The sequence below is a fragment of the Niallia alba genome (assembly GCF_012933555.1).
GTDB lineage: Bacteria > Bacillota > Bacilli > Bacillales > Cytobacillaceae > Niallia > Niallia alba.
Genome location: NZ_JABBPK010000001.1, coordinates 5,054,835 through 5,079,521, shown reverse-complemented (window position 1 = coordinate 5,079,521; position 24,687 = coordinate 5,054,835). Strand labels below are relative to the sequence as shown.

Genomic DNA, 24,687 nt, shown 5'->3' with positions numbered 1-24,687 from the left:
TAATGATTTGACACGTGAAAATAGCAAAATACATTTCAAAAAATGAGAAGTGATAGGCTACTACTGCTCTTCAGATAAGTTATAGTGTACTTTCTGCAAGCGATTTTAGTTCGCCATAAAACAACGACCAGAAGCCATGGCATCAGCTTTCGTTACGTGAACGGTACCATGTGGATGCTGAGGCGGCGCATAAATAGAGTAAAGTTTTAGCGGGATATTACCTGTATTGGTTACATTATGCCATTTACCAGCAGGTACCATAATGGCAAAGTTTTCATAGACTTTTTCTGCAAAATCTAAATTATCTTTACGATCCCCCATTTGAACAATCCCTTGACCTTGTTCAATACGCAAGAATTGATCAACTGTGGGGTGAATTTCTAAACCGATATCTTCTCCAACATTGATACTCATCAAGGTAACTTGCAAATGTCTTCCTGTCCATAAAACGGTACGATACGTATTGTTTTGCTTCGTAGCCTCCTGTATATTAACGATAAACGGTTCTGGTCCATAATCTTTTAATTCAATTTTATCTTTGCTCTTAAATGATTTTAAAAAGGCCAATCGTTTAGCATGCTCCATTTCATCTGTGGAAGCACGAAGGAATACATCACCAACTGGTGAATTTTGCAAAAGCAAATAATCATTTCGATATTCTTCATAATTCGCTAATTCCGTTTCATAAGCTTTTTGCAGTCCTTCACGATAATTTCGAAAAGATACTTTCTCGATTTGGTACACAGGCTGTCTTCCAGTCATCGAAATATACAGATTTGTATGTTGCTGCCAATGTACCTTTTCGTCTTCTAAAATATTCAGAATGTCATTTTTATGCTTTTGATTTGGTGCTAAATTTACTAATCGGCTATATAAATCAATGGCTGAAGCTTCTCCTTTTATTCCGTCAAGTATTGCCTCAAATACTAGTCGATCCTTTCCTTGACTATTTCTTAACATCAAGTTTGAGTTATATATTGATGGGTTGACGTAATAAGGATATGGGTACGTGATTGGAACATTATACATTTTGATCATTCCCTCATATTTTTATAAAATTATCATATTCCTATGTTTAGAGTTTGTGCTTTAATCCATAGTGCCTTAAGAAGGTCTCATTTGAAAAGAATTTACTCAGTTAATGGCCCGTTTGTTCAACAGGCAGGGATGGAGAGCACCATTCTCTCCATAAACTAAACTTTTTTAAATACCTCTGTATAAGCAACTAATTACTCACTAAGTTGTTTGTTATCACCTTCTAATTTCTTGGTCTTCCGTTTCAGTGATTCAATAAGGGCATCCTTTCCTCATTTATTTCTCGTTAATATTGTTTTAGTATAGGTGATTGTTGCTGCCTTAGCGCTTCAATCCGTTCAATGAATATCGACATTGTTGATAGCGTTGTGCTTGCGTGCACTTGATTCATTTAAGACACTTCTAAAATTAATTTTTCCATAATGGCTTCATCACCAATTTTACAAATATAAAGTTGGTATCAATCGCTAATTCATCAAGGAATTCATAAAGGTAATCATCAAACAAGAACTAGATGATTAACTCCCCTCTATCTATTTCAACTGAATTGGTGTCCATTTTTATGATCAAAAATAAAGTCCTCTATAAAGAGCGATAGTGCTTCTACAATTCTCAAACCTTTTTAAATAGCCGTTTAATAAGCAGTCAATCTCGTATGTTAGTTGTTACCTTATAAAACTACACAGCTAACTCGTTTCCTTTGCGTATCCAATGAACTCTTTAATATTGTCAAACCGGGGGTCATCCCGTTTTACGACAATAAGTTCGGAATCTTCATGGTGACTGATATTAAATTAAAAACTGTCCAAATTTTCTTTTCTATTGGCAGTAGGATTTATTAACCAGTAAAGTTATTTGGAGAGACCATATAAACAAGCGTATATCCATCGGGTTCGCTGTTTGCTAATTCACCCCTACCAATCCAACCTTCACCTTTTTGACACAATACACCCAAGAGAATTAAAAATGAAGGCAAAAAAACCACCCATGATGTTGTGAGGGGTCTCATTGTGTTTATAAAGTTTGTTGATGTCAATGAAAAAACGTGTTAAGAATCGAAAAAGAAAGCTTGTATGTACCTGTGAAATACTCAAATCGTTATTATTTTCACCCAACTGATTCTGGCTTTCGTTACATCCTGATCCTATTCCGATAACCGTTAATACTAAAAGACCGATCTTTAAATTGTTTTATTTTATATATCATGAATCACTAGTGTTGCATAAATGTTGTTAGAATATTCAGTTTAAATATGTCCCCTGTTAAGAGCCAAAAAAGTAAATACCCAACTAAAGGTGGATCCATCCATTTGGAAATTTTTTCACAATTAGACTTAAGAGACGACGACAATTTGTTTATTAAGGAATGGTTTTTCCTTCAATCTTTCGAAGCCAAATATGTGCTGGTTTCCACAAAGCTGCCCGTAAATATCGGCTAATTTGTAGGGTTTTTCGTTTACTTTTTGTCTCGATTTGTGCGAGAACATGCAGGCAAAAAACAATAAGTGCGATAAACACTTGATTCTGAATTGCCCATTCGCTTTGGCCGTAAAACTTTTTGATATGGAGATGTTGTTTAATCCATTTGAAAAATAACTCAATCGCCCAGCGTGATTTATACATCTTTGAGATTTCTTCAGCACTTAAATCAAAACGATTTGTGATTAAATGAAGCTCATTTCCTTTTGAATCAATCACTTTTAGAAGACGAAAGTAATTTTCGGCACGGTTTTGCGTCGTACCAATCAACACCATTTGATCCGACAAAACAGATGTATTCTCGGGTAGTTTAAAATCGTAAACCTCCCGTATGACTGCGTTTTTTCGCAGCCTAGAAAGGAAAAAGTAGCCGTCATCTGTCATCCGATCAAAGCGTTCGTAGTCTAAGTAACCACGGTCAAACACATACATACATTCCTTGTCATCAACCATTACTTCAAGCTGACCGCGGTCATGTTCTTTGGCCGTTGTCATAATGGCCTTTTCGGGATAGGATATACCTTTTTCCATAAACACAAGGCGTAAGTGCAATTTAACACCCGCTTTTGTTTTGCGGAATTTTGCCCATTTATGATTAGTCAAATTGAGAGGCAATGTGCTTGAATCAATGATTTTTAATGGCATCACAAGTTTCGTGTTGTGCGTTTTGGCATGAATTTGTGAAACTAAATCAAGGAAAAGCTTTTGGAATAAGTCTGGATTCATGCCATTTAAACGGCGTGAGAGTTGGGAAATACTGATAGAATCAAGATCAATGCCCTTTTGCAGTTGATCATCGAAAAGACAATCGCTCAGCGCATGCAGACTTTCGACTTCTTCTAGCTGCGCAAAAAGTAATAATTTTAGAAATGACTCTGTCGTTAGTTTTTTCGTATAGAAATCTAATTTCAACGTTTTCACGTTTTCTTCAAATAATTGAAGATTTATTGGTGAAAACCATTGTCCAAATGAAGTTTTTCGTGTAATCTTGTCCATGCGATAGTCCTTTTTAGTGGATTTGGACGGGTTACCACCTAACTTATCCATTATAAAGGACTTTTTCTTTGCATAAAATGATAAAATTGAACATTTCAAGTATTTTTAATAGTTAAATTAAATTAACGCAACACTAGTGATCATGAATAATCACCTCTGTGTTTTATCCATTATTGAGAGAGTAAAAAGGTTGGTTTACTCGACCAACCTTTTTTTGTCTTTTAATTATTGTTGTTTGTATTGTGGTTCTTCTTGTTCGATTTGTTGAACGCGTGGTTCAACGCTTTGTAAAACAGATTGGGTTTGTTTAGCAGCATCTTGGTAAAGCTGCTTCGCTTGTTCATTATCTGTACTAAGAGCAAATGTTTCAAAGCTAGCTTGAGCGCTTTTTAATCCGGCTAAAGCTGTTTTAACGTCATTTATGACTGTCATGAATAACACCTCCTATTATTTTTTTTGAAACCTTTCTTAGAATGTTTGAAGATAGAAATATTTATTCATACAAAGTTTTTAAAATTCGAATTATATTTTTATTATTTTCGGAAAAAATACTCTTGGCAAAAAAAATCAAGGAAGAGAGAATAGGGTAAATTTGACGGTTGTACTTTTGTAAAAGCTGATTAAAGTACAATTGTTTTACAATTCGAGGGGGATTTTCCTTTTCGAGAAGCAAGACTGGTATGCTTATTTTGAAATGGAGTATTGATGCAGTTTGTATTTTTCATAAAATTAAAAAAGAGGTAGACGGAGTATGTATAAGGACTATCCTGAAACGATTTATATGGACCAAAACCACGAGCAAGGTGTAAGCAATTTAATAAAAATATAAATCAGTATTTTTCCAATCCTATTATACATAAGGAAATTAATGGTGATAAAATATATGTTGCCTTGGACCTAGACAGAATCTGGAATAGGATAAATTAATATTTAGTTTAGCCACAAATACTCCCCACCTGCGTATAGGTGGGGAGTATTTAATGCTATCTAAAGGTGGAGGGTCTTTAAAACTAATCTAAAATACCTGCATATTTTTGACCGCTGTGTGGCAATCTACCCAAGTGATTACAACATTGTTAACAAGGAGGAAACATCATGCAACAACCGCAGACGGGTATGGTTAATCAACAAGCACAAGCTTTCATGACGCAGCCGCCTGAAATAATGTCAACAAAGGATCATCTCTATTTAAACGATATGTTAAGCTGGAATCTACTTGCGATGAAGAAAATGCATTTTTTCGCTCAACAATGTCAAAATCCAGAAGTAAGAGCAGCACTTGAACAAGCTGGACAAATGCACGACCGACACTATCAACAGCTGCTTCAACAGATGCAACAGTATGTAACTCAACCTTCACAAAATATGAATCAATAAGGAGGATACGATAGTGGAAAATAATAATCCAAACAAAATTAAGAATCCTGAAACACCAGTTCCCAAGACGCCGCAAATGAACGATAGAGATTTTCTAAACGATGCCTTAACTACGGAAAAATATATATCTTCCTCATATTCGACTGCATTAAAAGAAGCAAGCCATGGGTCGTTGTATCGTACAATTGCGTCTATTTCCCAAGAAACTGAAGACTGTCACCGCAATCTATATAACTTAATGTTTAAAAACGGATGGTACGCTTTGGAAAAAGAAACTCCACAAACTATTCAACAATCGGTTCAACAATTTTCTAACTACATGCAAAGTCAAGATCCATATAGAGGCAATTTAATACAATAAAGAACAAGTGTTCAAGGAGAACAAACTCAGGGTACACACAACAATAATTATGCAAGACAAAAGGTTGGTTGGATGTTAACCAACCTTTCTCTTCTTTAGAACCTTCCTACAAACGTGTTCAAAGTATTAAATTGCTCAAATCCTGCCATATAAATACTAAAATAAAGGTTGTGTTAAAAATGAATCAAGAAACTAAAATTGCAAATGAGCTTCAGAAAATGTTGACTGAAAATCAAATCCCTGTTTCCGTCCAGGAAGATATTAATGTGCTCTCTGAAAAATTAGCTAATGGAGATATTACACTTGGTGAATTAGAAAATAAAGATCAGTTTGTAGAAGAGGTTATTCAGAAAGCAAAAAATAGAATCGGATAAAATAGGGAAACTTTGTAATATTATCTATCATAAGTCTATACATAATTGCTTATTGCTGTATTTCATCAAATTTCTTTTTAGACTATCTGAATAAATAAAGAATAAACGGAGAAAATAATTTAGAAATTACAACAATCGAAAGGGCGGTAAAGATGAATCTTAAGTGGATGAAACTTTTATCAACAGTTTTTCTTTCAATTTTCTTGTTATTAGGGTGTAATAATGGAGATGACGATAATAATCCACCACCTGAGGATGTAACTCCAGGGACAGAGGAACCAATTGAAGATCCGATCGACGCAACTGATTCAGATACTATTGATGAACATAATGTCACCCCTGATACAGAAGAACCAATTGAAGATCCTGAAGACGCAACAGATCCAGATACTATTGATGAATAAGTTTATACACCGTTTGAGAACAAACGGTGTTCTTTATGTATCAAGATTCAAGGATGTTAATAAGAAATTTAATACTTATATTGCAGCATTTTCTAATAACAAATTTATAGAGGTGTCTCATGACAAAAATACCAAGGTCCTTATTGGTTACTGTTTCCGTACTTATTCTTTTATCCATAGGGTTATTATTCTTAGTACAAAATACAAGAAACAAAGAGAATCACGAAAATAAAACAGTTGCTGTCAAAAACAATACCCCTATAACCAATGTCCAAAATGTTGAAAAAGAAAAAAATGTTCTTCAAATAAACAGCCTTTCCATGGGTCAAACCATCAAGAATCAATTAAGAAATGATCCTTCCGTTTTTCTAATAAAACACAATGAAAAAACGGAGAGTCATTATATTAAGAAAGAAGTAAACGTTGCATTCAAGACTCTTCCCTCAACAAAGGAATTAGAAAGGATGGCACAGGAGATCAATGGCACGATCATTAAAAAGCAAAATTCTACGATTGTTTTTCGTTCTAATACGCTTTCGACCAAGGAACTTATTGAATATTTTAACAGTCAGGCTATGGTTGAATTTGCTGAACCCAATTATCTTTATCTGCAAAATCAAATTGGACTTCCTAATGATTTGCTGTATAGAGAACAATACCAATGGAACTTATCGGCCATTCAAGCAGAAGCAGGCTGGGATATCACCAAAGGCGATGAACATATCATTATTGCTGTTATAGACACTGGCGTTGATCTGGACCATCCTGATTTGAGAAGACGAATTACAAATGGTTATAATGTACTGTTGAATAATAATTTCCCTGATGATGACAACGGGCATGGCACCCATGTAGCAGGAATCATTGCATCGGAAACAAACAACCATGAAGGTGTTGCAGGCATCACTTGGTATAACAAAATAATGCCTATAAAAGCAATGGGTGCTGAAGGGCATGGGACGACCTTTGATATAGCAAAAGGGATTTTTTGGGCAGTGGATCATGGAGCCGATGTCATTAATATGAGTTTAGGCAATTATCAGTATTCTTCCCTTTTAAAAGGGGCAATCGATTATGCATACAGTAAAAATGTTGTCTTGATTGCTGCAGCAGGAAATGAAAATACTATGCAGCCGAGCTATCCAGCTGCTTTTTCTAAGGTTCTAAGTGTCGCCGCCGTAAGTTACACGGGACAACGTGCCCCTTTCTCAAATTATGGAGATTATATCGATGTTGCAGCTCCTGGAGTTCAAATTCCGAGCACCTATTTTAACCAGCAGTATGCTGCCCTTTCAGGTACTTCTATGGCTTCACCACATGTAGCAGGACTAGCAGGTCTTTTGCTTTCAGTAAACCCTAATTTAACGAACCAAGAAGTAATAGACATTATTAAGAATTCTACTTATGATTTAGGAATCCCTGGAACTGATCACGAATTTGGTAGTGGCTTAATTAATGTAAAGAATGGATTGGAAGATGCCCAAAGCAAAAGGCAATAATCCCTTTTTGAAACCGTTGCTTTTCGTTGTTATAAAACTTCTACATGGTGTACATTGTTTGTACATGATAATGGAAAAACTAAGGAGGGAATTTTAGTTGGAGTGGATTTTTTATCTATACCTGTTAAATACGTTCTTTATGTTATTCATAGCTATTTGGGAAGTTCGTCGTCCTGCCAAGTCTTTGAATTGGATAATAATCGTCCTTGTTTTGCCTATCATTGGTTTCTGGCTATATCTTAGCACATCAAATCCCAAGATTATTCATCGGAAAAGATTGACCTCTTCTCATAATGAGTCTGATAAATTACCTGATACATATACTGATTCAGCATCGATAATCGCCGATGCTTTAAGGTATTTTACTGTAGGCGGGCTTCGAGTCGGCAAAGTCCACGTACTAAACAATGGAATAGCAAAATATGAACAACTTATCGAATCTCTACAAAAAGCCCAAAAAACCATTGATCTGGAATATTTCATCTATCGGAACGACCAAATTGGTAATCGCATCACAGAACTGCTGATCGAAAAAGCAGTAAATGGAGTGCGGGTTCGTTTTATTAGAGATGGTTGGGGGAGTAAAAAATTTCCGCGTCAAAAAATTCTTCAGATGGTGGAAGCAGGGATAGAATGTCGGACAATATTTCCTTTACGCTTTCCCTGGATTTTGTCCAATTGGAATTATCGGGATCATTGTAAGATTGTCACGGTCGACGGAAAGAAAGCATTTACTGGTGGCATGAACGTAGGGTATGAATATACAGGATTGAAGCCTGATGTAGGATTCTGGCGGGATACTCATTTGCAAATCATAGGAGAAGCATCAGTCGATTTGCAGACTGTCTTTGATGTTCATTGGAATATCGCTGTGCCGGAACGGATAAAATCAAAAACAAATCTGAAAACAAAATCTGAGGTAACGAAAATCAATCAAACCGGCAAAGTAGATCTTTCCAGATGGTCAGCCGAATTAGGATCAGAGTTGAGTACCCTTGATGACAAAGAGATGGGCATATCCCAGAAGACAGGGACAATGCAAAAAGCGTATATCCATACGTTGGAAGGAAACCCTGGAATTCCTACCCCAGTCATTCGGCAAGCCTACTTTATATGTATAACACAAGCGACCAAAACCATTGATATAACAACTCCCTACTTTATACCAGAAACAGATATTATTATGGCATTAAAGACAGCTGTGGCTCGTGGTGTGCGCGTAAGATTGCTGGTTCCTCGCCACATTGATCAAAAAATCGTAGGCTTTGCAAGTCGTACCTATTACGGGGAACTTATAGAAGCTGGGGTCCAAATTTACCAGTACGATAAAGGAATGTTACATGCGAAACTGATGATCATTGATGAGGAAATTGCAGAAGTAGGCGCAGCAAACTATGATATGAGAAGTTTTCGCCTGAATTATGAGGTGTGTCAAGTCGTGTACAGTGCTGATGTGGCAAGAGAACTCACAGAGCAGTTCGAGGGGGATCTTACTGATTCTGTACCATTAAGAATTGAAGACTTGTTGCAACGATCCCTGACCGAGCGCATTGTTGAACAAGGTGCTCGTCTGCTTTCTCCATTATTATAAGTTGATGTATCCTATTTTTATTGTTCTATCTTAAATCTAGATTTAACTTTGTTTTTAATATATTTCTGACTTATTAAAAAAAGTCGAAAACCCGTGTATTATAAGAACTTCCAACATGGTTTTTTTCTTATTTACGATGGAAATTCATTACTAAAAAACGGTAATACTAAAAAGGCAGCTCAAAGAGTTTGAATTCAAAAATATCTGTTACCTTTTCATTTAAATATAGAGGTGATATCAATAGATAATATATTTGAAAATCTTAAGGAAATACATTTATTAGAAGATAAGCTCTATCATTTAGAATTAAATGGTTGGCTAAAAATGAGTTTTTAACTTGGGAATGGTGGATACTAGTCGTTTTTTTAGTTGTGCCTTGGGTTATATGGGCTAAACTTGTTAAACGAGACATTATTTTAGAAATTTTGTTATTTGGTACCATAATTATCTTGACAACAACCTTATTAGATGTAGTTGGTGCACAATACAGTTTTTGGGATTACCCATTGCATTCCTACCTTTTATTCCTAGGGCCTTTCCTTTTGATTTTTCAATGGTACCTGTAGCTTACATGTTGTTATATCAATATTTTAGAAGATGGAAATCTTTTATTTTAGCCCAGATCATTATGGCACTAACATATGCCTATATAGGTGAACCCTTTTGCGAGTGGGTCAAACTTGTTAATTATTTAGAGTGGAGATACAGATATTCATTCATATATTACATCATGGTTGGAATTGTAACTCGAGCTTTAATACTAAAACTAGCCTCTTTATCTAAACCTCAAGATCTTACAACTAAGTAAAATTTAAATTGGAGGAAAAAACTTTGGAAGAAGTTAATATTGGTTTACTGACGATCAAAGTCATCGTTGGTTTTGCCACTTTATTTTTTATCATTATCATAACAGGCAGAACATCCATCTATCAGTTAACCCCGTTTCACTTAGTTTTTGTGTTAGTACTTGGAGATTTTTTAGGAAATACCATTTATGAAGATAAGGTAGGGATTTTTCATTTTTTATATGCCATCGGATTGTGGACGTTTCTTATGTTGGGAATAGAGTTTATGACTCTAAAAAATAAATCGACACGTTCTCTCTTATTAGGCAATCCTAACATCATCATTCGAGATGGTGTTATGGACAGAAAGTTACTTACAAAGAACAAATTGGATGTAAATCAAGTATTGAGTATACTCCGTCAAAATAATGTCTTTTCAGTTCGCGAAGTCAAATACGGTATATTGGAAGCTAATGGGCAAATAAGTTTATTATTAAAATCCAAGTATCAAAAACCAGACAAGCAAGATCTCAATCTTCCAGAAAGTCCAGTAGACCTCCCAACATCGTTAATTATAGATGGGGAAATTTTATGGGATAATTTACATGAACTCGGATTTGATCAACAGTGGTTAGATAACCAATTAACTACCAATGGATATGATAATGTAAAGCGTATACTTTACGCAGATTGGCGAGAGAGTGAAGGCATACATGTAAGTCCTAAATAAAATTTGTTAGGATAAGAGCATTTCTTGGTGAATATAAACTTTAGTCTTCAACAATCAGGCGCTTTAATGAAGTAACTAAAGCCTAATTTTTCACTTATAACACCGAGAAATTAGGCTTTTTATATTTTGATTTCCTTAACGTTGTAAATCCGCATTTTCCTGACGCTACCCCATAATATTCATCAAGCATAGATGCCTTTTTCCTTGTACGTTTTGGAATAAACCCATTGAGATATTTATCGATTGTTCTACGATCTACCCCTAATTCCCTTGCTAATTCACTTTTATTAATTTTCATCTTTAACTGCTCCATTACTTGTTTGAATTTTCCTAAATCTGAAAGACTCTTAATCTCAAAATCTGTTTCAATATTTAACTTTATGTACATACTAATCACCCAATATTAGTATGTAATTCATAATCAATTTTGTACATCTTTATTCAAGCACGTTTGTACATATTTAAATTATCATTTCTATTTTACACTTGAATATATTTAAAAACATAAATAATCAGTATAGGAAAGTAACCTTTATTTAAGAGCTAAATTAGAGATTGTTCGTCTTTACAGATTAACTATTTAGTTTTGTCCCAGCCTTATATCATAACATTTCCTTCACGGAGAATTCCCTACTGATAATTAATAATCGCAGGGCTGGGATCCAATATTAAGACCTCTTCAGGACTTAGCACAGGCTTATCTTTGTTATAAAAGATTTTAAATCCGCCATATTGCACTGCTTCGTTGCGCACGAATTTGCGATAGAGTGCCATTTTAGTATTAGAATCGCCCCACCCGTCATAATTTAAGGCTACTTCTACATTCTCGGTTGGCTGGATGGCTTCTTTGTTCGTTAATGCTTCATCCATAAATTGATGAACAAGGACAATTTTATCGGGCAAATTATTTTTTTCTACCATTTCTGTTAAGTACTGCACCGCCTCTTGTACTTCAGCTCCGTCTACTTGGCCAAGATTGACACCCGGAGTTTGTCCTTCTTTTACATGAAATTCCGTATCAATAGCTAGGTGGACATGAGGGAGCTTTAGCCATTTCTCAAGCAATTTCACTTGATTTAGGACGGAATCTGTTCCAAGTTGGACATCCAGCATAAGCAAGGCATCGTTTTCTTGCGCGAGATTGGAATATTTATCAATTTGCTCTGGGGAAGTTGGATGGTAGTACTTCCCATCCGTCCCTGGGTCACGCTGTGCAACGGTAGAAATGAGTTCAATCATTGGTACAGCAGGTCGTGAAGGGTCTGCATCTGAATAAGCTTGGGTTTGCTCTTTTAATTTTGCCATTAATTCATCTGGTTCCATTTCTCCCAATATCCCCATTTTGGAAGAGTTTGGATGTCCGTAATAGGCTATAAGTCTATGATTCTTTAATGGACCATCAGTTTGATCATCGGCACCTTTTACTAATGTTTCTCCAAGTGGAACCAACCTAGTGCGATCCTCCCCACGGGCTTCTGCACTCGGCATTTGTTCTAACTCTTCTTCAGCTACCTTTTCGGTTAGAGGAGAAGCATCTTTTGTTGGTTCCATCGCTTTATAGGATGGAGAAGGAATCTCTTCCTTGGTTGCTTTCTTCTTTTCCTTCTCACCAGAAGCGTCTTCTTCCTGTCCCTGTTCCTCATCATGTTGTTCACTTTCTTTAATAGTAGGAGTGTTTTTCGAACAAGAGATGAGGAGCACAACAAGGAGTACTCCTGAAAATAACAATGCTAGTTTTTTCATGTTGTTCACTTCCTTATGTATGGATTTCTTCTATCTATTATTCTAGATGTATTCCCCATATGCAATAAAGTTAACGGGGAGTATCTAATTTTCATAGAATAGGAGTGTTTGATTAATAGATTAACACTGTATTTTCAAGGGTTGAACTGTTTGCGAACCCGTTAACCTAAAGTGTACCTTTTTCACACAAACTTCCCGTTAATATAAATTTATCCTGCTGTAAAAGAAAAAAGAATAACCATTGAAATAGAATGGATAATTCTTTTTCTCTAAATAGTTATTTATTTGTTTTATCTCTTTCTTGCATTTTCCTTACATTATCTGAGTGGAAAGGAGAATCACTCACTTCATCAACGACACTAAATGGGTTACCGTCCAAGTCAAAGAAATCAAAAAATTTCATTCCGCCAAAATCATCGATTTCGGTAGTAACGATGTCATTATTTCTGAATTGTTGATGGACAGCTTCAATATCGTCAACGACAAAATTAAAATAGGAGTTCTTCTGCTCCCCTTTAATAATAAACTCTGTAGGCTGGGGGGATTCCACTTTTACTAAGGCTAACTGTGTTGTCCCAGCTGGTAAATAAAAGCCGGCACCATCCTCCCAACTATCGATTATCTTCGCACCAAGAAACTTTACATACCAATCGGTAGATTTCTTAATATCTGTAACGGGAATAAATATACTACCTACTTTAAACATAATTTTCCTCCTTGAAATGAAATTCTTCCTTATAACGAATATAATAGTGGAAAAGTTACACTTATATATATATAAAGAGGAGGAAACATGGTTTTTGAAGATATAGAGGTTGTGATTAAGAAACTTTATAAATATTGTTTAAGGTTGTCAGGGTCACCTTGGACAGCCGAGGATCTAGTACAAGAAACGATCCTAAAGGTTTATAAAATAAAAAAAGCAGAGCCGAAAAGGGAGTTTACATTTTCTTATTTATGTACTGTGGCAAAAAATCAGTTTATCGATGAGACAAGGAAATATAAAGAGAGTATTTTATTTAATGAGGATCTTTTCGGAGAGGCCCACGATTTTATAGATTACGATGGTTTAATAGAAATTTTACTTACCACCTTACCTTTAAAACAGGCTATGCTAGTTACCTTGAAGGATGTATTTGGCTACACTTCAAAAGAAATGGCATCCATGTTAAGAATAAGTAATGAGTCGATTAAAACAGCACTTCATCGGTCTAGAAAGAAACTAAAATTACAAAATAATAATATGGAAATCCCCTCTTCTAATCAAGAAATTATTATAGCACTCACTAAAGCAATACGGGAAGTAAAACCGATGCAAATATTTTATCTTTATCGACTATTAGAATCACAAAGTTTTAAGGTAAGAAGAAGTTCTATCCATTCTCTATTCTATGTTATAGACCCAGATGGAAATATTTTAGAAATTACATCCAAGTAAGTTGAACTATATTCATACTACCAAAACGTGGTATATTAGTTTTACCCACAATTAGAACGGAGACTAATTATAATAAAAATCCTGGAGGCAAATATGCTATCATTTGAAGAAAAACTAAATATTATCGAGGAGTTCCCTCAATTAGAACGAAAGAATGTTTCATTAAAACGCGTCAATTTTCATTATGCGGAAAGTGGAAGTGACAAAAAGAACGTCGTGTATCACTTACATCCCAATGGGAACGGATTTGTATATGCGGACAAGCTGAGTGAGTATGAGACAGACGAAAAAGGGATGGTCAATATTAGAGATTTTTCAAAAGAAGAACTAAAAGAAATTATTGAAAAATCCATTCAATCATTAGGACCGAATATACAAGAAGAAGAGACGGTGGAGGAAGAAACCGTGGAAGAAGAAACATGGATTGATACGGAAAATAATACGCTCATACTTCTTCAAGAAGAAGGGTTTTGGAATATATATGCCGGAGTCAATCTAGAAAATAGTTTTTCAAGCTACGAGGAAGCTTGTGAATACTTAAAGGAAGAAGGCTTTAACAAATCATTTAAAATACGTAGGAAAAACAACGCAGAGGAAGGGACATAACTAAATAGATACTCTGTAAAGACGAACAATTTCTAATATAGCTAGTAAATAGCGGCTGCTTTCGCATACTTTTTACAAGAGGAAATATAATTAGTTGGAAAAACAGAGCAGCCGGAATACACGAAGACTCCTATGGGATTAGCGAGACAGTCTGAGACCCTGCAGGCCACAGGCCGAAGCGGCTCAGCGCGAGCCCCATGGAAAGCGAAGTGTATTCCGGCTGCGGGGAATCGCACCAAACTTCATGGAAACATCCTTTGAAAAACAAATAAAAGCCCGAACAATTATACGGAACATTCATTAGCATCTTCGTATAATTGTTCGGAATTATCCTTGGCTGGAATACTTATGTCCCAGCCTCGTTTTACTATTTTCATGAAAAAATGGAACAGCTCAAGGGCTTATCCAAAAAGGAGGAGAAAGAACTTGAGTCAAAATAGGTTGGTCCCCAATACCTTTTTATATACCTTCAATTATGCGGAGGAAGAAGAACATCTATGTAAATTAGAAGTTCGTTCTCTATTTCGTGCTGACTTACATGCCTTTGTATTAGAAAGCAGCATAAGTAGAGACCCTAGTAGGAGTCCTTTTATAAAAGAAAAAATAGCGGTTCTATTTACAGGTGATAGGTTAGAAGAGCTAATACAAAAGGTAGAGGCAATGCCTCCTTTGCGTGGTACTTATAAGGTAATCGGCATCAATTATCGGGACATCGATCCCCTTGATAAAATGGAATTTAATGAAAGGAAAGGAATCGCTAGACAAATTGGATGCTTGGTTCCAGGTGCAGCAAATCTTCATAATCCAGAGATAGTATTTGCTATTACCAAGTTAAAAGGAAAATGGTATTTCGGATACTATTCGGAAAATCAGGGTATGTGGCTTATTCATCAACAGAAACCTCATAACTACTCAACTGCACTAACTACCCGAGTGGCTAGAGCGCTAGTAAATATTGCAGTTCCAGAATTAAGAGGAGTGAAGGTGATTGATCCATGCTGTGGCATCGGGACAGTATTGGTAGAGGCTTTATCGATGGGAGTTAATATAACAGGCAGTGATTATAATCCCTTAGTCATGAAGGGCATTCGGAACAATCTCGCCCATTTTGGACTTTCTGGTCCTGTATTTTTAAGGGATATCAGAGACATAACAGAAATGTATGATGTGGCAATTATCGACATGCCATATAATCTTTGCTCCGTTGTTTCCGATGAGGAAAAATTTGCAATGTTGCAAAGCGCCCGTCGCTTTGCTAAAAAAATGGTCATCGTAACGACTGAAGATATAGATGGAATACTGGGTGAAGCAGGTTTTGAAATAGTAGATCGGTGTGAAGTCCCAAAGGGAAAATTTATACGGCAAACAATCGTTTGCTGCTAAGGCATAGGGATGGAATAGATGAGGATTAACTTGAATATTTCAATCTACGATTTTATGATAGCCTATGATTAAGCGGAATTTTTATACAGATGTGGCCTTTTTTGTAGAGATAAGTCAAAAAGAGAAAACTATTTTAATAATGTTCCGTGTGGGTGGAATACTCTTGTAAAAGAGTATTCCACCCACACGGATCTCACCTGTATTCATCTTTTTCAATAATGATAAGCGCTTATAGTGATATAAAAAAGTAAAGCGATTATTTTAGGTATTCATTTTAGAATGAGTAATAGATTACAGAACTCTAAAGAATAGATTTTAAGAACTTTCTATGTTTAAAATAATTAATTGTATACTTATAACTGACGTATAATAGGGAAAGCCCAAATGCACCAAAATAAGCATAATCAAAGATTATCCATAAAACAATAAAAATTATAAAACCAATAGAAGCCAAACCGGTATACATCAGGAGAGAAGTCCTTTTTCTTTTCTCTCTTTCTATATATGATTCCTGGTCAGAAAAAATATCGCTTTGTTCATTTGAGGGGGAATCTCTATAAAAAATATGCTTGGAATACCACTTGCTTTTTGAAAGCAAGGTCCAACCAGAATCTTGAAAAATCTCTTTATACTCTTCAAAATCTCTCTTTTTATCAAAGCTTCGGAAATCAATTTTATAAATTATATTTTTGGGTTTTTCACTTTGGGTACGTTCGAAGATATAGTGACAGTCACCAATATCCTCAGAATCATAACCTTTAAGTATCCAACCTTCGTTTAACATACTTTTTAACCATTCTTCCTCCTTGGAAAAATCTGAAAAACGTTTTGTGACCTTTTTAATAGCATTATTTTTCACCTTTATCCATCTCCCCTTGAATGATTGTCTTTGAATAATTAATCATTCGAATATATCTCTCATACTCCGAATGAAGTACTTTTTTTCCTTGATCCGTAATACAATATGTTTTTTTCTTACGTTTTTCCCTTTCGACAGCTATAGTTTCTATCAAATTTTGTTTTTCTAAATTTTTTAATACTCCGTAAAGGGTACCAGGTGCGATGATATACTTTCCTTCACTGGTATTTTCAATTTCTTTTATAATGCCATAACCGTGAAGTGGTCCTTGATAAAGAGCTAATAAGATTAAATATGTAGATTCTGATAATGGATTTATAGGAATCACCTTTTCCTTCATATGTTGACCAGCGATATATCGATACTCATAATATATATTATAATATATCGACAGTCAAGCTATAAACCAAATTAAAACTTTACCTCATATCAGCATTTTCTTAAAATTAACCATAACTTTAAAAAATGTAATTAGATTCTAAAGAAGGATACCTCAAACATTAAGAAATTGTTAATATTTTTCCTCAATTAGCCCTGTTAGTTGAAGAATTGAATTACCTAAATTTGACCACACATTTTCTATACAATCCTACAAAAATTTCCTGAATGAGATAAAAGTTACATACCAAATAACAAGCAAACTAACACCCCGATTGCACGATGACAATATTTATTGTTAAGAAGCGATTAGGGGTGTTATTTGCTATATTGCAAGCTAGCAAATTTACATGTATTTATAGTGTTTTTTTCACAAAACGGAATTACCTACTATTAATCTACCTGACTTTTTTGTTTTATCAGAAGGATAAGGGGTATATATTCCCATAAGCAATATATCAAGTTAGAGGTAATGGTAAAAAGTTCTTACTATTGAGGTTATTTGGGTTAACTTTTAATGGAAAAATTAGAAATGAATAAGTGTAATTTTTTTGGATGATCTCTGTCTGTGTAGAGATCATCTTTTTATTAACTAGAACCTTATAATGTTAAAGATGTATTTTTTTATAAAATTTGAGGATTGTATGTAATAATAGAGTGAAAAGGAGAGCTGGAATACACACAAAGTACAATAGGAAAGACTTGATTAGAATAAGTGCGGGCTATGCTCTAGGAAGGATTAGATATCTTATGAAATACATGAAATCACAAATGAAACAGTTAATCAAAGATAATAAGGACTTGCAAATACGCTTAAAGGATTTAATGGATGAACATGAACTTGAGAAAAGTTCAGCATTAAGGGCTTTGTATCATTCAGAAGTTGCAGCAGGCGGAAAGTATCAATCAGCATATCAAGCATTAGACTTGCCTAAAGGGTAGGTCTTTTTTTATTTAATACCTTAGTACATTTACAAAGAGAAGATAGCGTATAATAGAAGTTTGTATAAGGTACTAAATGTTACGGAAATAATAAGAAGAATAATTCAAAATAAAAGAGGCTTAATGATGAGTGCAAAGAATTTTCATGATTTTAATTTAAGTAATCAAATAGTAAAAGCTCTAGATAGTTTAGAATATAAAACACCAACAGAGGTTCAGAATAAAGTAATCCCTCTTGTACTAGAAAAAATCGATCTTGTTGTGAAATCACAAACTGGAAGTGGCAAGACGGCTTCCTATGGGATTCCTATTTGTGAATTAGTGGAATGGGAAGAGAATAAACCTCAAGCGTTAATTTTGACACCAACAAGGGAACTTGCTGTTCAAGTTAAAGAAGATTTTATAGATATAGGAAGATTTAAACGAATTAAAGCAGCAGCTGTATATGGAAAACAGCCGTTTGCTATCCAAAAAACAGAATTAAAACAAAAGACGCATGTAGTGGTCGGTACACCAGGGCGCGTATTGGATCATATAGAGAGAGGGACATTGTCCTTAGACAGAATTAGCTATCTTGTAATTGATGAAGCGGATGAAATGTTAAACATGGGATTTATTGATCAGGTAGAAGCTATTATCAATGCATTACCACAAAATCGAGTAACCATGTTATTTTCAGCTACCTTACCTGAGGCGGTTAAAGAACTGTCACAGCGCTATATGAAGACACCTATTGATATTGAAATCAAGGCGACTGGACTGACTACAGATAAAATTGAACACTCGCTTATAAAAGTAGAAGAGAAGGATAAGTTCTCTCTTCTTCAAGATGTAACGATTGTAGAAAATCCTGATAGTTGTATTATCTTTTGTCGTACAAAAGATAGAGTAGATACCTTGAGTGATCAATTAACAGATTTAGGATATAACTGTGATCAAATCCATGGTGGTATGGTACAGGAAGATAGACTTGAAGTCATGAATGATTTTAAAAGGGGAGAGTTTCACTATTTAATTGCGACAGACGTGGCAGCTAGAGGGATTGATATTGATAATATCACCCATGTGATCAATTATGATCTTCCTTTAGAAAAGGAGAGCTATGTTCATCGCACAGGAAGAACAGGGCGGGCAGGTAAAAAAGGGAAAGCCATCACATTTGTGACACCATTTGAAGATAGGTTTTTACAGGAGATAGAAGAATATATAGGTTTTGAAATTCCAATGATAGATGCTCCTGCAAAAGAAGAAGTTGCCAATAAGCAAGCTGACTTTGAAGCAAAAAAGAATGAAGAACCCACCATAAAAAAGGCGAAAAATGAAAAATTAAACAAGCAAATTATGAAATTATACTTTAATGGCGGCAAGAAAAAGAAGCTTCGAGCAGTCGACTTTGTTGGAACGATCGCTAAAATAGAAGGTGTAACAGCAGAGGATATTGGGATTATTACGATAATGGATACTTTTTCTTATGTAGAGATTTTAAATGATAAAGGGCGTTTAGTATTAGAAAGAATGAAGAAAACGCCAATCAAAGGTAAATCATTGAAGGTATATGAGGCTAAGAAGGACTAAAAATCATAATCAGTTGATTTTTATAATAATACAGAGAGTAGTACAAATTTGCTGAAAAGAAGCGTTTTGTGATAAAGATTTTTCCTTATTAAAACCAAATAAAATACAATTTACAAAGATAATGGTGATAAAAACAAGTTGACGAATCTCGACAAAATACGGTACTATTAAAAATAATTGAATAAGACCTCACTTTTTAACAGTGAGGTAGAGGCGCGATATTTAACAGTCTTTAGCGGAGTTTGAGAAGCTATGATGCTAAGGAGAAGGAAATGTCGCCGAAGTGTGTAATATTTCTCCGTATTACATGCTGGGTCTGTAGTTAAGAACTGCAGGACTGTCTCAATAAACCCCTTGTTTATTGAGTTGTGCTATCTCATTTGGGATAAAAAGAGAGGACTTTAGGGCTATTACATATACTACGACCTGAGTTGATCTCAGGTCGTTTTTTTTGTTTTAGTAGATTAATAGGAGGAGAGACATCATGAAAAACAAGTTTACATTATTTATGGTTTTAATGGTAGGAGCTATGCTTTTATTGGCAGGCTGTGGATCGAACAGTGATTCAGCTTCTGGATCATCAAATGATAATACATTTAAAGTAGGACTGGAAGCGGGTTATGCTCCATTTAACTGGACACAAAACAATGATTCTAATGGAGCTGTGAAAATCAATGGCTCTTCAGAATATGCTGGTGGATATGATGTGGAAATTGCGAAAAAAGTAGCTGAAGGTTTAGGAAAAGAATTAGTGATTGTTAAAACAGAATGGGACGGATTAGTACCAGCATTAGTTTCTGGGAAAATTGATGCAATTATCGCAGGGATGTCACCAACTGCAGAACGTAAAGAAACAATTGACTTTTCAGATAGCTATTATAAATCAAATTTAGTAATGGTTGTGAAAAAAGGAAGTAAGTATGAAAATGCTGCTTCTATCCAAGATTTCAAAGGTGCTAAAGTTACAGCACAGCTAAATACCTTTCACTATTCTGTAATTGATCAAATTGAAGGTGTAGAAAAAAAGACGGCTATGGATAACTTCCCAGCAATGAGGGTAGCGCTTGAGTCAGGAGTTATTGATGGATATGTTTCAGAACGTCCCGAAGGAGTTAGTGCCTCAACTGCAAATGACAAGTTTGCAATGGTTGAATTTAGTGATGGATTTGAAACATCGGAAGAAGATACATCTATCGCAGTTGGCCTTCAAAAGGGCAGTGATTTAACAGAGAAGATTAATAAAATTTTAGCAGATATCAAAGAAGAAGAACGTACAAGCATAATGGATAATGCTATAAAAAATCAACCAGCAGCAGAATAAAAAGGATAAAGAGGCTGGGAAATAAGTATTCCAGTCATAGATAAACCCGAACAACTATCAAATAATCCTAAATGATTGTTCGGGTTTTATTAGTTTTATAAAAGGCTGTTTCAGTACAGTTAGTGTTAATATCCGCAGCCTGAATACACTTCGCTTTCCATGGGGCGAGCGCCGAGCCGCTTCGGCCTATGGCCTGCAGGGTCTCGGACTTTCTCGCAGCTCCCATAGGAGTCTACGTGTATTCAGGCTGCTCCATATTTCCTACTAATTCATTTTTTCTAAAAAAACAATATTTTTTAGGGAATTGCCTTTAAAAACAGAGTGGAATGGAGCGGAAGACACTCGACTCCTGCGGGAAGTAGAGCAAAACCTAAGACCCCACAGGCTTTAGCCGAGGAGGCTTAGGTTGCTCCCCGCGGAAAGCGAGTTTCTGTAGCGCAATGGAACGAATTAGTTTTTACACTTGACTATATTTAAAACATAAATAACCATTGTATAAAAGGAACCTTTATTTAAGTGATAAATTAGAGATTGTTCGTCTTTACAGATTGGCTATCTAGTTTTGTCCCAGCCTCTTTATACAGTAAAGTAAGTGAGGAGAAAAGATGAGTCTTGAATGGATCATTAAAATAATTTCAGAGAATTGGCCTATGTTCCTTCGTGGTGCTGGTTTAACCCTTTTGATTGCCTTGATAGGGACGATTATTGGGGCAGCTATCGGATTGGTAGCAGGTGTAATTCGCACGATCCCTACACCAGAACGAGGTGCAAAAAAAGTCATTTTAAAACTGGTCAATATCATACTGTCTATCTATATTGAATTCTTCCGTGGAACACCGATGATTGTCCAAGCGATGGTTATTTATTATGGTTCTGCGCTAGCATTTGGTATAAATATGAATGTTCTTACTGCGGCGATTATTGTCGTATCGATTAATACAGGAGCTTATATGGCAGAAATTGTTCGAGGCGGAATTATTTCCGTTGATAAAGGGCAGTTTGAAGCAGCGCATGCAATTGGGATGAATCATGTTCAAGCAATGTGGAATGTTGTTTTGCCACAGGTTATTCGAAATATCCTGCCTGCAACTGGCAATCAGTTTGTTATTAATATTAAAGATACGTCCGTACTGAATGTTATTTCAGTGACAGAATTATATTTCGTGACAAAATCGATTTCAGGAAATAACTTTAGATATTTTGAATCTTTCTTTGTAGCTTGTCTCATTTATTTTGTGATGACCTTTATTGTAACGAGAATATTGCTATATATGGAGAAGAAATTAGATGGATCTGATAGCTATACGGTGATCGGAAGAGATGACCAATTAAGAGGCAAATTTAAATAATGGAAGAAGGTGAAAAACAGATGGAAAAAATTATTGATATTCAGCATCTTAATAAATCCTATGGAACACATGAAGTACTTAGAGACATTAATTTTTCTGTAACGAAAGGAGAAGTAGTTTCCATTATCGGTTCGTCTGGATCTGGTAAATCGACGCTACTTCGTTGTATTAATCTTTTAGAAAAACCAAGTGGCGGGCAAATACTCTATCATGGAGAAAATATATTGGATGATAAACATGATGTTGCGTCCTATCGAAAACACTTAGGGATGGTGTTCCAGCAGTTTAACCTATTTAACAATCATAATGTTCTCAATAATTGTGTAGTAGGACAAATAAAGGTCCTAAAGAGATCCAAAGAAGAGGCCGAGAAAGTAGCGATGCATTACTTAAACGTTGTTGGTATGGATAAGTATATTAATGCACAGCCAAAACAATTATCAGGCGGTCAAAAACAGCGAGTCGCAATAGCAAGAGCTCTTTCGATGAATCCAGATGTTATGCTGTTTGATGAGCCTACATCGGCTCTTGATCCAGAAATGGTAGGCGAGGTTTTAAAGGTCATGAAGGAACTTGCCAATTCTGGCTTAACGATGATTGTTGTAACATATGAAATGGAATTCGCAAAAGAAGTATCAGATCGAGTTATCTTTATGGATAAAGGTGTTATTGCGGAGGAAGGAAGTCCGGAGCGGATTTTTCAAAATCCTACACAAGAACGTACTAGAGAGTTTTTAAAGCGGACGATTCTGCAACCACAATAAATTTCATGATAGAAAGATAGGAAAGAAGTTACCTAAATGAATAAAGGATTTATAAATAGATGATCTCTGTTTTCTGTAGAGGTCATCTTTTTTATTTGTCAGTACTTTAATTAATAGGAATATGCACCTAACGATTCTGCTGTAAATTGTGCCCTAAGCCTTAGAAACTAATATCTCCATAGGACGTATAGAAAATAATGGATTTTTCTAGAAGGAGGGTATTAGATGAAAGCTTTACAAAGAGGGGCAATTTTAGTTTGTATTTTGTCTTTAGTGATAATCTCAGCTTGTGCAAAGGATCAAGTGCAACCGGAGAAGCTAAAAACTACTAAAACAACGACAACGGAGGAAGCTGTGGAAGAAAAAATCCCGCCTGCTGCCAAAACGGTAGAAGAAATGGTTGATCAGCAAGCAGGAGTATTAGTTGAAACACATATGGATCAGCAGTTAGAAACACTGGAAGGCTGGGACAGTCAGCAGTACCGAGATTTTCTAGAAGACACATTTAATCCGATTGCCGAGAAAGAGCTTGAGAATTATTTTATGAAACATAAAAATCTAAGCAGTGAGCAAGTGTATGATTACCTTGTTTATACGCTAGGGTCAGGAAATTATAAAAACTATTATGAGCAATTAGTTACATACGAGCATGGGTTTGTGATGCCTGAATTGCCGAGTGGTGAGGATGAAGTAACCACACAACAAAAGAAAATGAACGTTTTGGTGTTAATGGATGCAAGTGGCAGTATGAATGGGGAAATAGAAGGAAAAACAAAAATGGAGCTTGCAAAAGCAGCAATTGCGAAGTTTATGGAGCAAATTCCAAGTGATGCGAATGTTGCGTTGATTTCTTATGGACATGTTGGCTCATCGGCTGATTCAGACAAGAAAAAATCTTGTTCGGCCGTGGAATCGATATATCCGCTATCTGCCTATCAACCTAAAAATTTCACAAACTCATTAAATTCTTTTCAGGCAAGTGGCTGGACACCGTTAGCTGGGGCTATAAATGATGCTCAGAGAATATTGGCGTCCTATTCTGCAGATGAGTACGAAAATTTGGTTTATATGGTGAGTGATGGAGTGGAAACATGTGATGGAGACCCTGTTACTGCTGCTAAACAACTACAAAATCAAAGTATTAAGGCTAAAGTAAATATCATTGGATTTGACGTAGATAACGAAGGCCAAAAGCAATTAAAACAAGTGGCCGATTCTGGTGGTGGGGAGTATGTGACAGTGAACGATCCAGCTGATTTGGAAGTGCAAATTACAAAAAAATGGCAGCCTACGATTGGGGAGCTTGTTTGGACACAAGGGGTGACGTTACAGCAAATGACTGCGGCGATGGAGAGGATGAATGAGATTTATAATCCTCTATATAGGGTTTCCGATGCAGAATGGAATCGAATTAAAGATGCAGCGTATTTCTTGCATGATGAGAAAGTGATTACCGATGATGTAGAAAAACAAGTTTTGAAATTAGCTCATTCACAGCACGATTTGCGAAATAAGCACTTCCAAGCTATAAAGGAAGAAAAGGAGTCGGAAAGAGATCGAGCAGCAAAAGAAATTAACGATAAGGTAGAAAAATGGCGTCAGCAATGGCAATAGGAGTATAGAGGAAGCAGGAAATTACACGAAAAGCAGTTCTTCCATTGTTTCATTTTTAATGAATAATAGAAAGTAACTGCTTTTA

General features: G+C 35.5%; 24 protein-coding genes, 2 pseudogenes and 1 riboswitch. Of the genes and pseudogenes, 17 read left to right on the top strand and 9 right to left on the bottom strand.

What is annotated here, in order from left to right:
• Positions 1-105: 105 nt before the first annotated feature.
• From HHU08_RS24035 to HHU08_RS24025, 4 genes and pseudogenes are all read right to left on the bottom strand, one after another.
• On the bottom strand, positions 106-1,029 hold the full coding sequence (locus HHU08_RS24035) for a cupin domain-containing protein (RefSeq protein WP_145582941.1): 924 nt from the start codon (positions 1,027-1,029) through the stop codon (positions 106-108).
• A 441-nt stretch (positions 1,030-1,470) separates the two neighbouring features.
• Positions 1,471-1,707 (bottom strand): annotated as a pseudogene (locus tag HHU08_RS25320) (tyrosine-type recombinase/integrase); the annotation flags it as partial.
• A gap of 686 nt (positions 1,708-2,393) precedes the next feature.
• The gene (locus HHU08_RS24030) at positions 2,394-3,509 is read right to left on the bottom strand and encodes an IS4 family transposase (RefSeq protein WP_100525938.1); all 1,116 of its coding nucleotides are present in this window, start codon (positions 3,507-3,509) and stop codon (positions 2,394-2,396) included.
• 225 nt (positions 3,510-3,734) lie between these two features.
• The gene (locus HHU08_RS24025) at positions 3,735-3,941 is read right to left on the bottom strand and encodes a DUF1657 domain-containing protein (protein ID WP_145582939.1); all 207 of its coding nucleotides are present in this window, start codon (positions 3,939-3,941) and stop codon (positions 3,735-3,737) included.
• A gap of 663 nt (positions 3,942-4,604) precedes the next feature.
• Here HHU08_RS24025 and HHU08_RS24020 point away from each other — a divergent pair.
• The 8 genes from HHU08_RS24020 (at position 4,605) to HHU08_RS23985 (ending at position 10,630) form a co-directional block, all read left to right on the top strand.
• Complete coding sequence (locus HHU08_RS24020; protein WP_041844980.1) at positions 4,605-4,886, top strand: hypothetical protein; 282 nt, start codon at positions 4,605-4,607, stop codon at positions 4,884-4,886.
• 13 nt (positions 4,887-4,899) lie between these two features.
• A complete protein-coding gene (locus HHU08_RS24015; RefSeq protein WP_328823061.1) occupies positions 4,900-5,247 on the top strand; it encodes a spore coat protein in 348 nt (115 codons plus the stop codon).
• Positions 5,248-5,426: 179 nt separating this feature from the next.
• The gene (locus HHU08_RS24940; RefSeq protein WP_160549815.1) at positions 5,427-5,621 is read left to right on the top strand and encodes a hypothetical protein; all 195 of its coding nucleotides are present in this window, start codon (positions 5,427-5,429) and stop codon (positions 5,619-5,621) included.
• 152 nt (positions 5,622-5,773) lie between these two features.
• Positions 5,774-6,025 carry a hypothetical protein gene (locus HHU08_RS24005; protein ID WP_169189503.1) on the top strand — a complete coding sequence of 84 codons (252 nt, stop codon included), beginning with the start codon at positions 5,774-5,776 and terminating at the stop codon, positions 6,023-6,025.
• 119 nt (positions 6,026-6,144) lie between these two features.
• The gene (locus HHU08_RS24000) at positions 6,145-7,524 is read left to right on the top strand and encodes a S8 family peptidase (RefSeq protein ID WP_169189502.1); all 1,380 of its coding nucleotides are present in this window, start codon (positions 6,145-6,147) and stop codon (positions 7,522-7,524) included.
• 97 nt (positions 7,525-7,621) lie between these two features.
• Positions 7,622-9,115, top strand: a complete 1,494-nt coding sequence (locus tag HHU08_RS23995; protein ID WP_169189501.1) for a phospholipase D-like domain-containing protein — start codon at positions 7,622-7,624, stop codon at positions 9,113-9,115.
• A gap of 493 nt (positions 9,116-9,608) precedes the next feature.
• Positions 9,609-9,923: a CBO0543 family protein gene (locus HHU08_RS25845; protein WP_283950795.1), complete on the top strand. Its 315-nt coding sequence runs from the start codon at positions 9,609-9,611 to the stop codon at positions 9,921-9,923.
• Between the two features lie 23 nt (positions 9,924-9,946).
• Positions 9,947-10,630, top strand: a complete 684-nt coding sequence (locus HHU08_RS23985; protein WP_097159208.1) for a DUF421 domain-containing protein — start codon at positions 9,947-9,949, stop codon at positions 10,628-10,630.
• A gap of 115 nt (positions 10,631-10,745) precedes the next feature.
• On the opposite strand, the pseudogene HHU08_RS23980 reads toward HHU08_RS23985, so the two are convergent.
• From HHU08_RS23980 to HHU08_RS23970, 3 genes and pseudogenes are all read right to left on the bottom strand, one after another.
• Positions 10,746-11,018 (bottom strand): annotated as a pseudogene (locus HHU08_RS23980) (helix-turn-helix domain-containing protein); the annotation flags it as partial.
• Between the two features lie 242 nt (positions 11,019-11,260).
• The gene (locus HHU08_RS23975; RefSeq protein WP_169189499.1) at positions 11,261-12,373 is read right to left on the bottom strand and encodes a hypothetical protein; all 1,113 of its coding nucleotides are present in this window, start codon (positions 12,371-12,373) and stop codon (positions 11,261-11,263) included.
• A 277-nt stretch (positions 12,374-12,650) separates the two neighbouring features.
• The gene (locus tag HHU08_RS23970; RefSeq protein WP_169189498.1) at positions 12,651-13,079 is read right to left on the bottom strand and encodes a VOC family protein; all 429 of its coding nucleotides are present in this window, start codon (positions 13,077-13,079) and stop codon (positions 12,651-12,653) included.
• 87 nt (positions 13,080-13,166) lie between these two features.
• Between HHU08_RS23970 and HHU08_RS23965 the strand changes: the two genes are divergently transcribed.
• The 3 genes from HHU08_RS23965 to HHU08_RS23955 all read left to right on the top strand — a co-directional run bounded on the left by HHU08_RS23965 (position 13,167) and on the right by HHU08_RS23955 (position 15,800).
• The gene (locus HHU08_RS23965; RefSeq protein WP_169189497.1) at positions 13,167-13,811 is read left to right on the top strand and encodes an RNA polymerase sigma factor; all 645 of its coding nucleotides are present in this window, start codon (positions 13,167-13,169) and stop codon (positions 13,809-13,811) included.
• A 93-nt stretch (positions 13,812-13,904) separates the two neighbouring features.
• On the top strand, positions 13,905-14,417 hold the full coding sequence (locus tag HHU08_RS23960) for a hypothetical protein (protein WP_169189496.1): 513 nt from the start codon (positions 13,905-13,907) through the stop codon (positions 14,415-14,417).
• 426 nt (positions 14,418-14,843) lie between these two features.
• A complete protein-coding gene (locus HHU08_RS23955; RefSeq protein ID WP_224428491.1) occupies positions 14,844-15,800 on the top strand; it encodes a TRM11 family SAM-dependent methyltransferase in 957 nt (318 codons plus the stop codon).
• A 301-nt stretch (positions 15,801-16,101) separates the two neighbouring features.
• On the opposite strand, the gene HHU08_RS23950 is transcribed toward HHU08_RS23955, so the two are convergent.
• Both HHU08_RS23950 and HHU08_RS23945 read right to left on the bottom strand, forming a co-directional pair.
• On the bottom strand, positions 16,102-16,659 hold the full coding sequence (locus tag HHU08_RS23950; protein ID WP_169189494.1) for a DUF2812 domain-containing protein: 558 nt from the start codon (positions 16,657-16,659) through the stop codon (positions 16,102-16,104).
• Complete coding sequence (locus HHU08_RS23945) at positions 16,649-16,987, bottom strand: PadR family transcriptional regulator (RefSeq protein WP_053215593.1); 339 nt, start codon at positions 16,985-16,987, stop codon at positions 16,649-16,651. Before HHU08_RS23945 ends, HHU08_RS23950 begins: the two co-directional genes overlap by 11 nt.
• A gap of 800 nt (positions 16,988-17,787) precedes the next feature.
• Here HHU08_RS23945 and HHU08_RS23940 point away from each other — a divergent pair.
• The 6 genes from HHU08_RS23940 (at position 17,788) to HHU08_RS23915 (ending at position 24,602) form a co-directional block, all read left to right on the top strand.
• Positions 17,788-17,979, top strand: a complete 192-nt coding sequence (locus HHU08_RS23940; protein WP_016201538.1) for a hypothetical protein — start codon at positions 17,788-17,790, stop codon at positions 17,977-17,979.
• Between the two features lie 126 nt (positions 17,980-18,105).
• The gene (locus HHU08_RS23935; protein WP_169189757.1) at positions 18,106-19,554 is read left to right on the top strand and encodes a DEAD/DEAH box helicase; all 1,449 of its coding nucleotides are present in this window, start codon (positions 18,106-18,108) and stop codon (positions 19,552-19,554) included.
• A 200-nt stretch (positions 19,555-19,754) separates the two neighbouring features.
• Positions 19,755-19,936: riboswitch (Lysine riboswitch) on the top strand.
• Between the two features lie 102 nt (positions 19,937-20,038).
• The gene (locus HHU08_RS23930; RefSeq protein ID WP_101728968.1) at positions 20,039-20,875 is read left to right on the top strand and encodes a transporter substrate-binding domain-containing protein; all 837 of its coding nucleotides are present in this window, start codon (positions 20,039-20,041) and stop codon (positions 20,873-20,875) included.
• 605 nt (positions 20,876-21,480) lie between these two features.
• Positions 21,481-22,224, top strand: coding sequence for an amino acid ABC transporter permease (locus tag HHU08_RS23925; RefSeq protein WP_016201541.1), 744 nt, complete (start codon positions 21,481-21,483; stop codon positions 22,222-22,224).
• A gap of 20 nt (positions 22,225-22,244) precedes the next feature.
• Positions 22,245-22,988, top strand: coding sequence for an amino acid ABC transporter ATP-binding protein (locus HHU08_RS23920; RefSeq protein WP_169189493.1), 744 nt, complete (start codon positions 22,245-22,247; stop codon positions 22,986-22,988).
• A gap of 225 nt (positions 22,989-23,213) precedes the next feature.
• On the top strand, positions 23,214-24,602 hold the full coding sequence (locus tag HHU08_RS23915; RefSeq protein WP_169189492.1) for a vWA domain-containing protein: 1,389 nt from the start codon (positions 23,214-23,216) through the stop codon (positions 24,600-24,602).
• Positions 24,603-24,687: the final 85 nt, after the last annotated feature.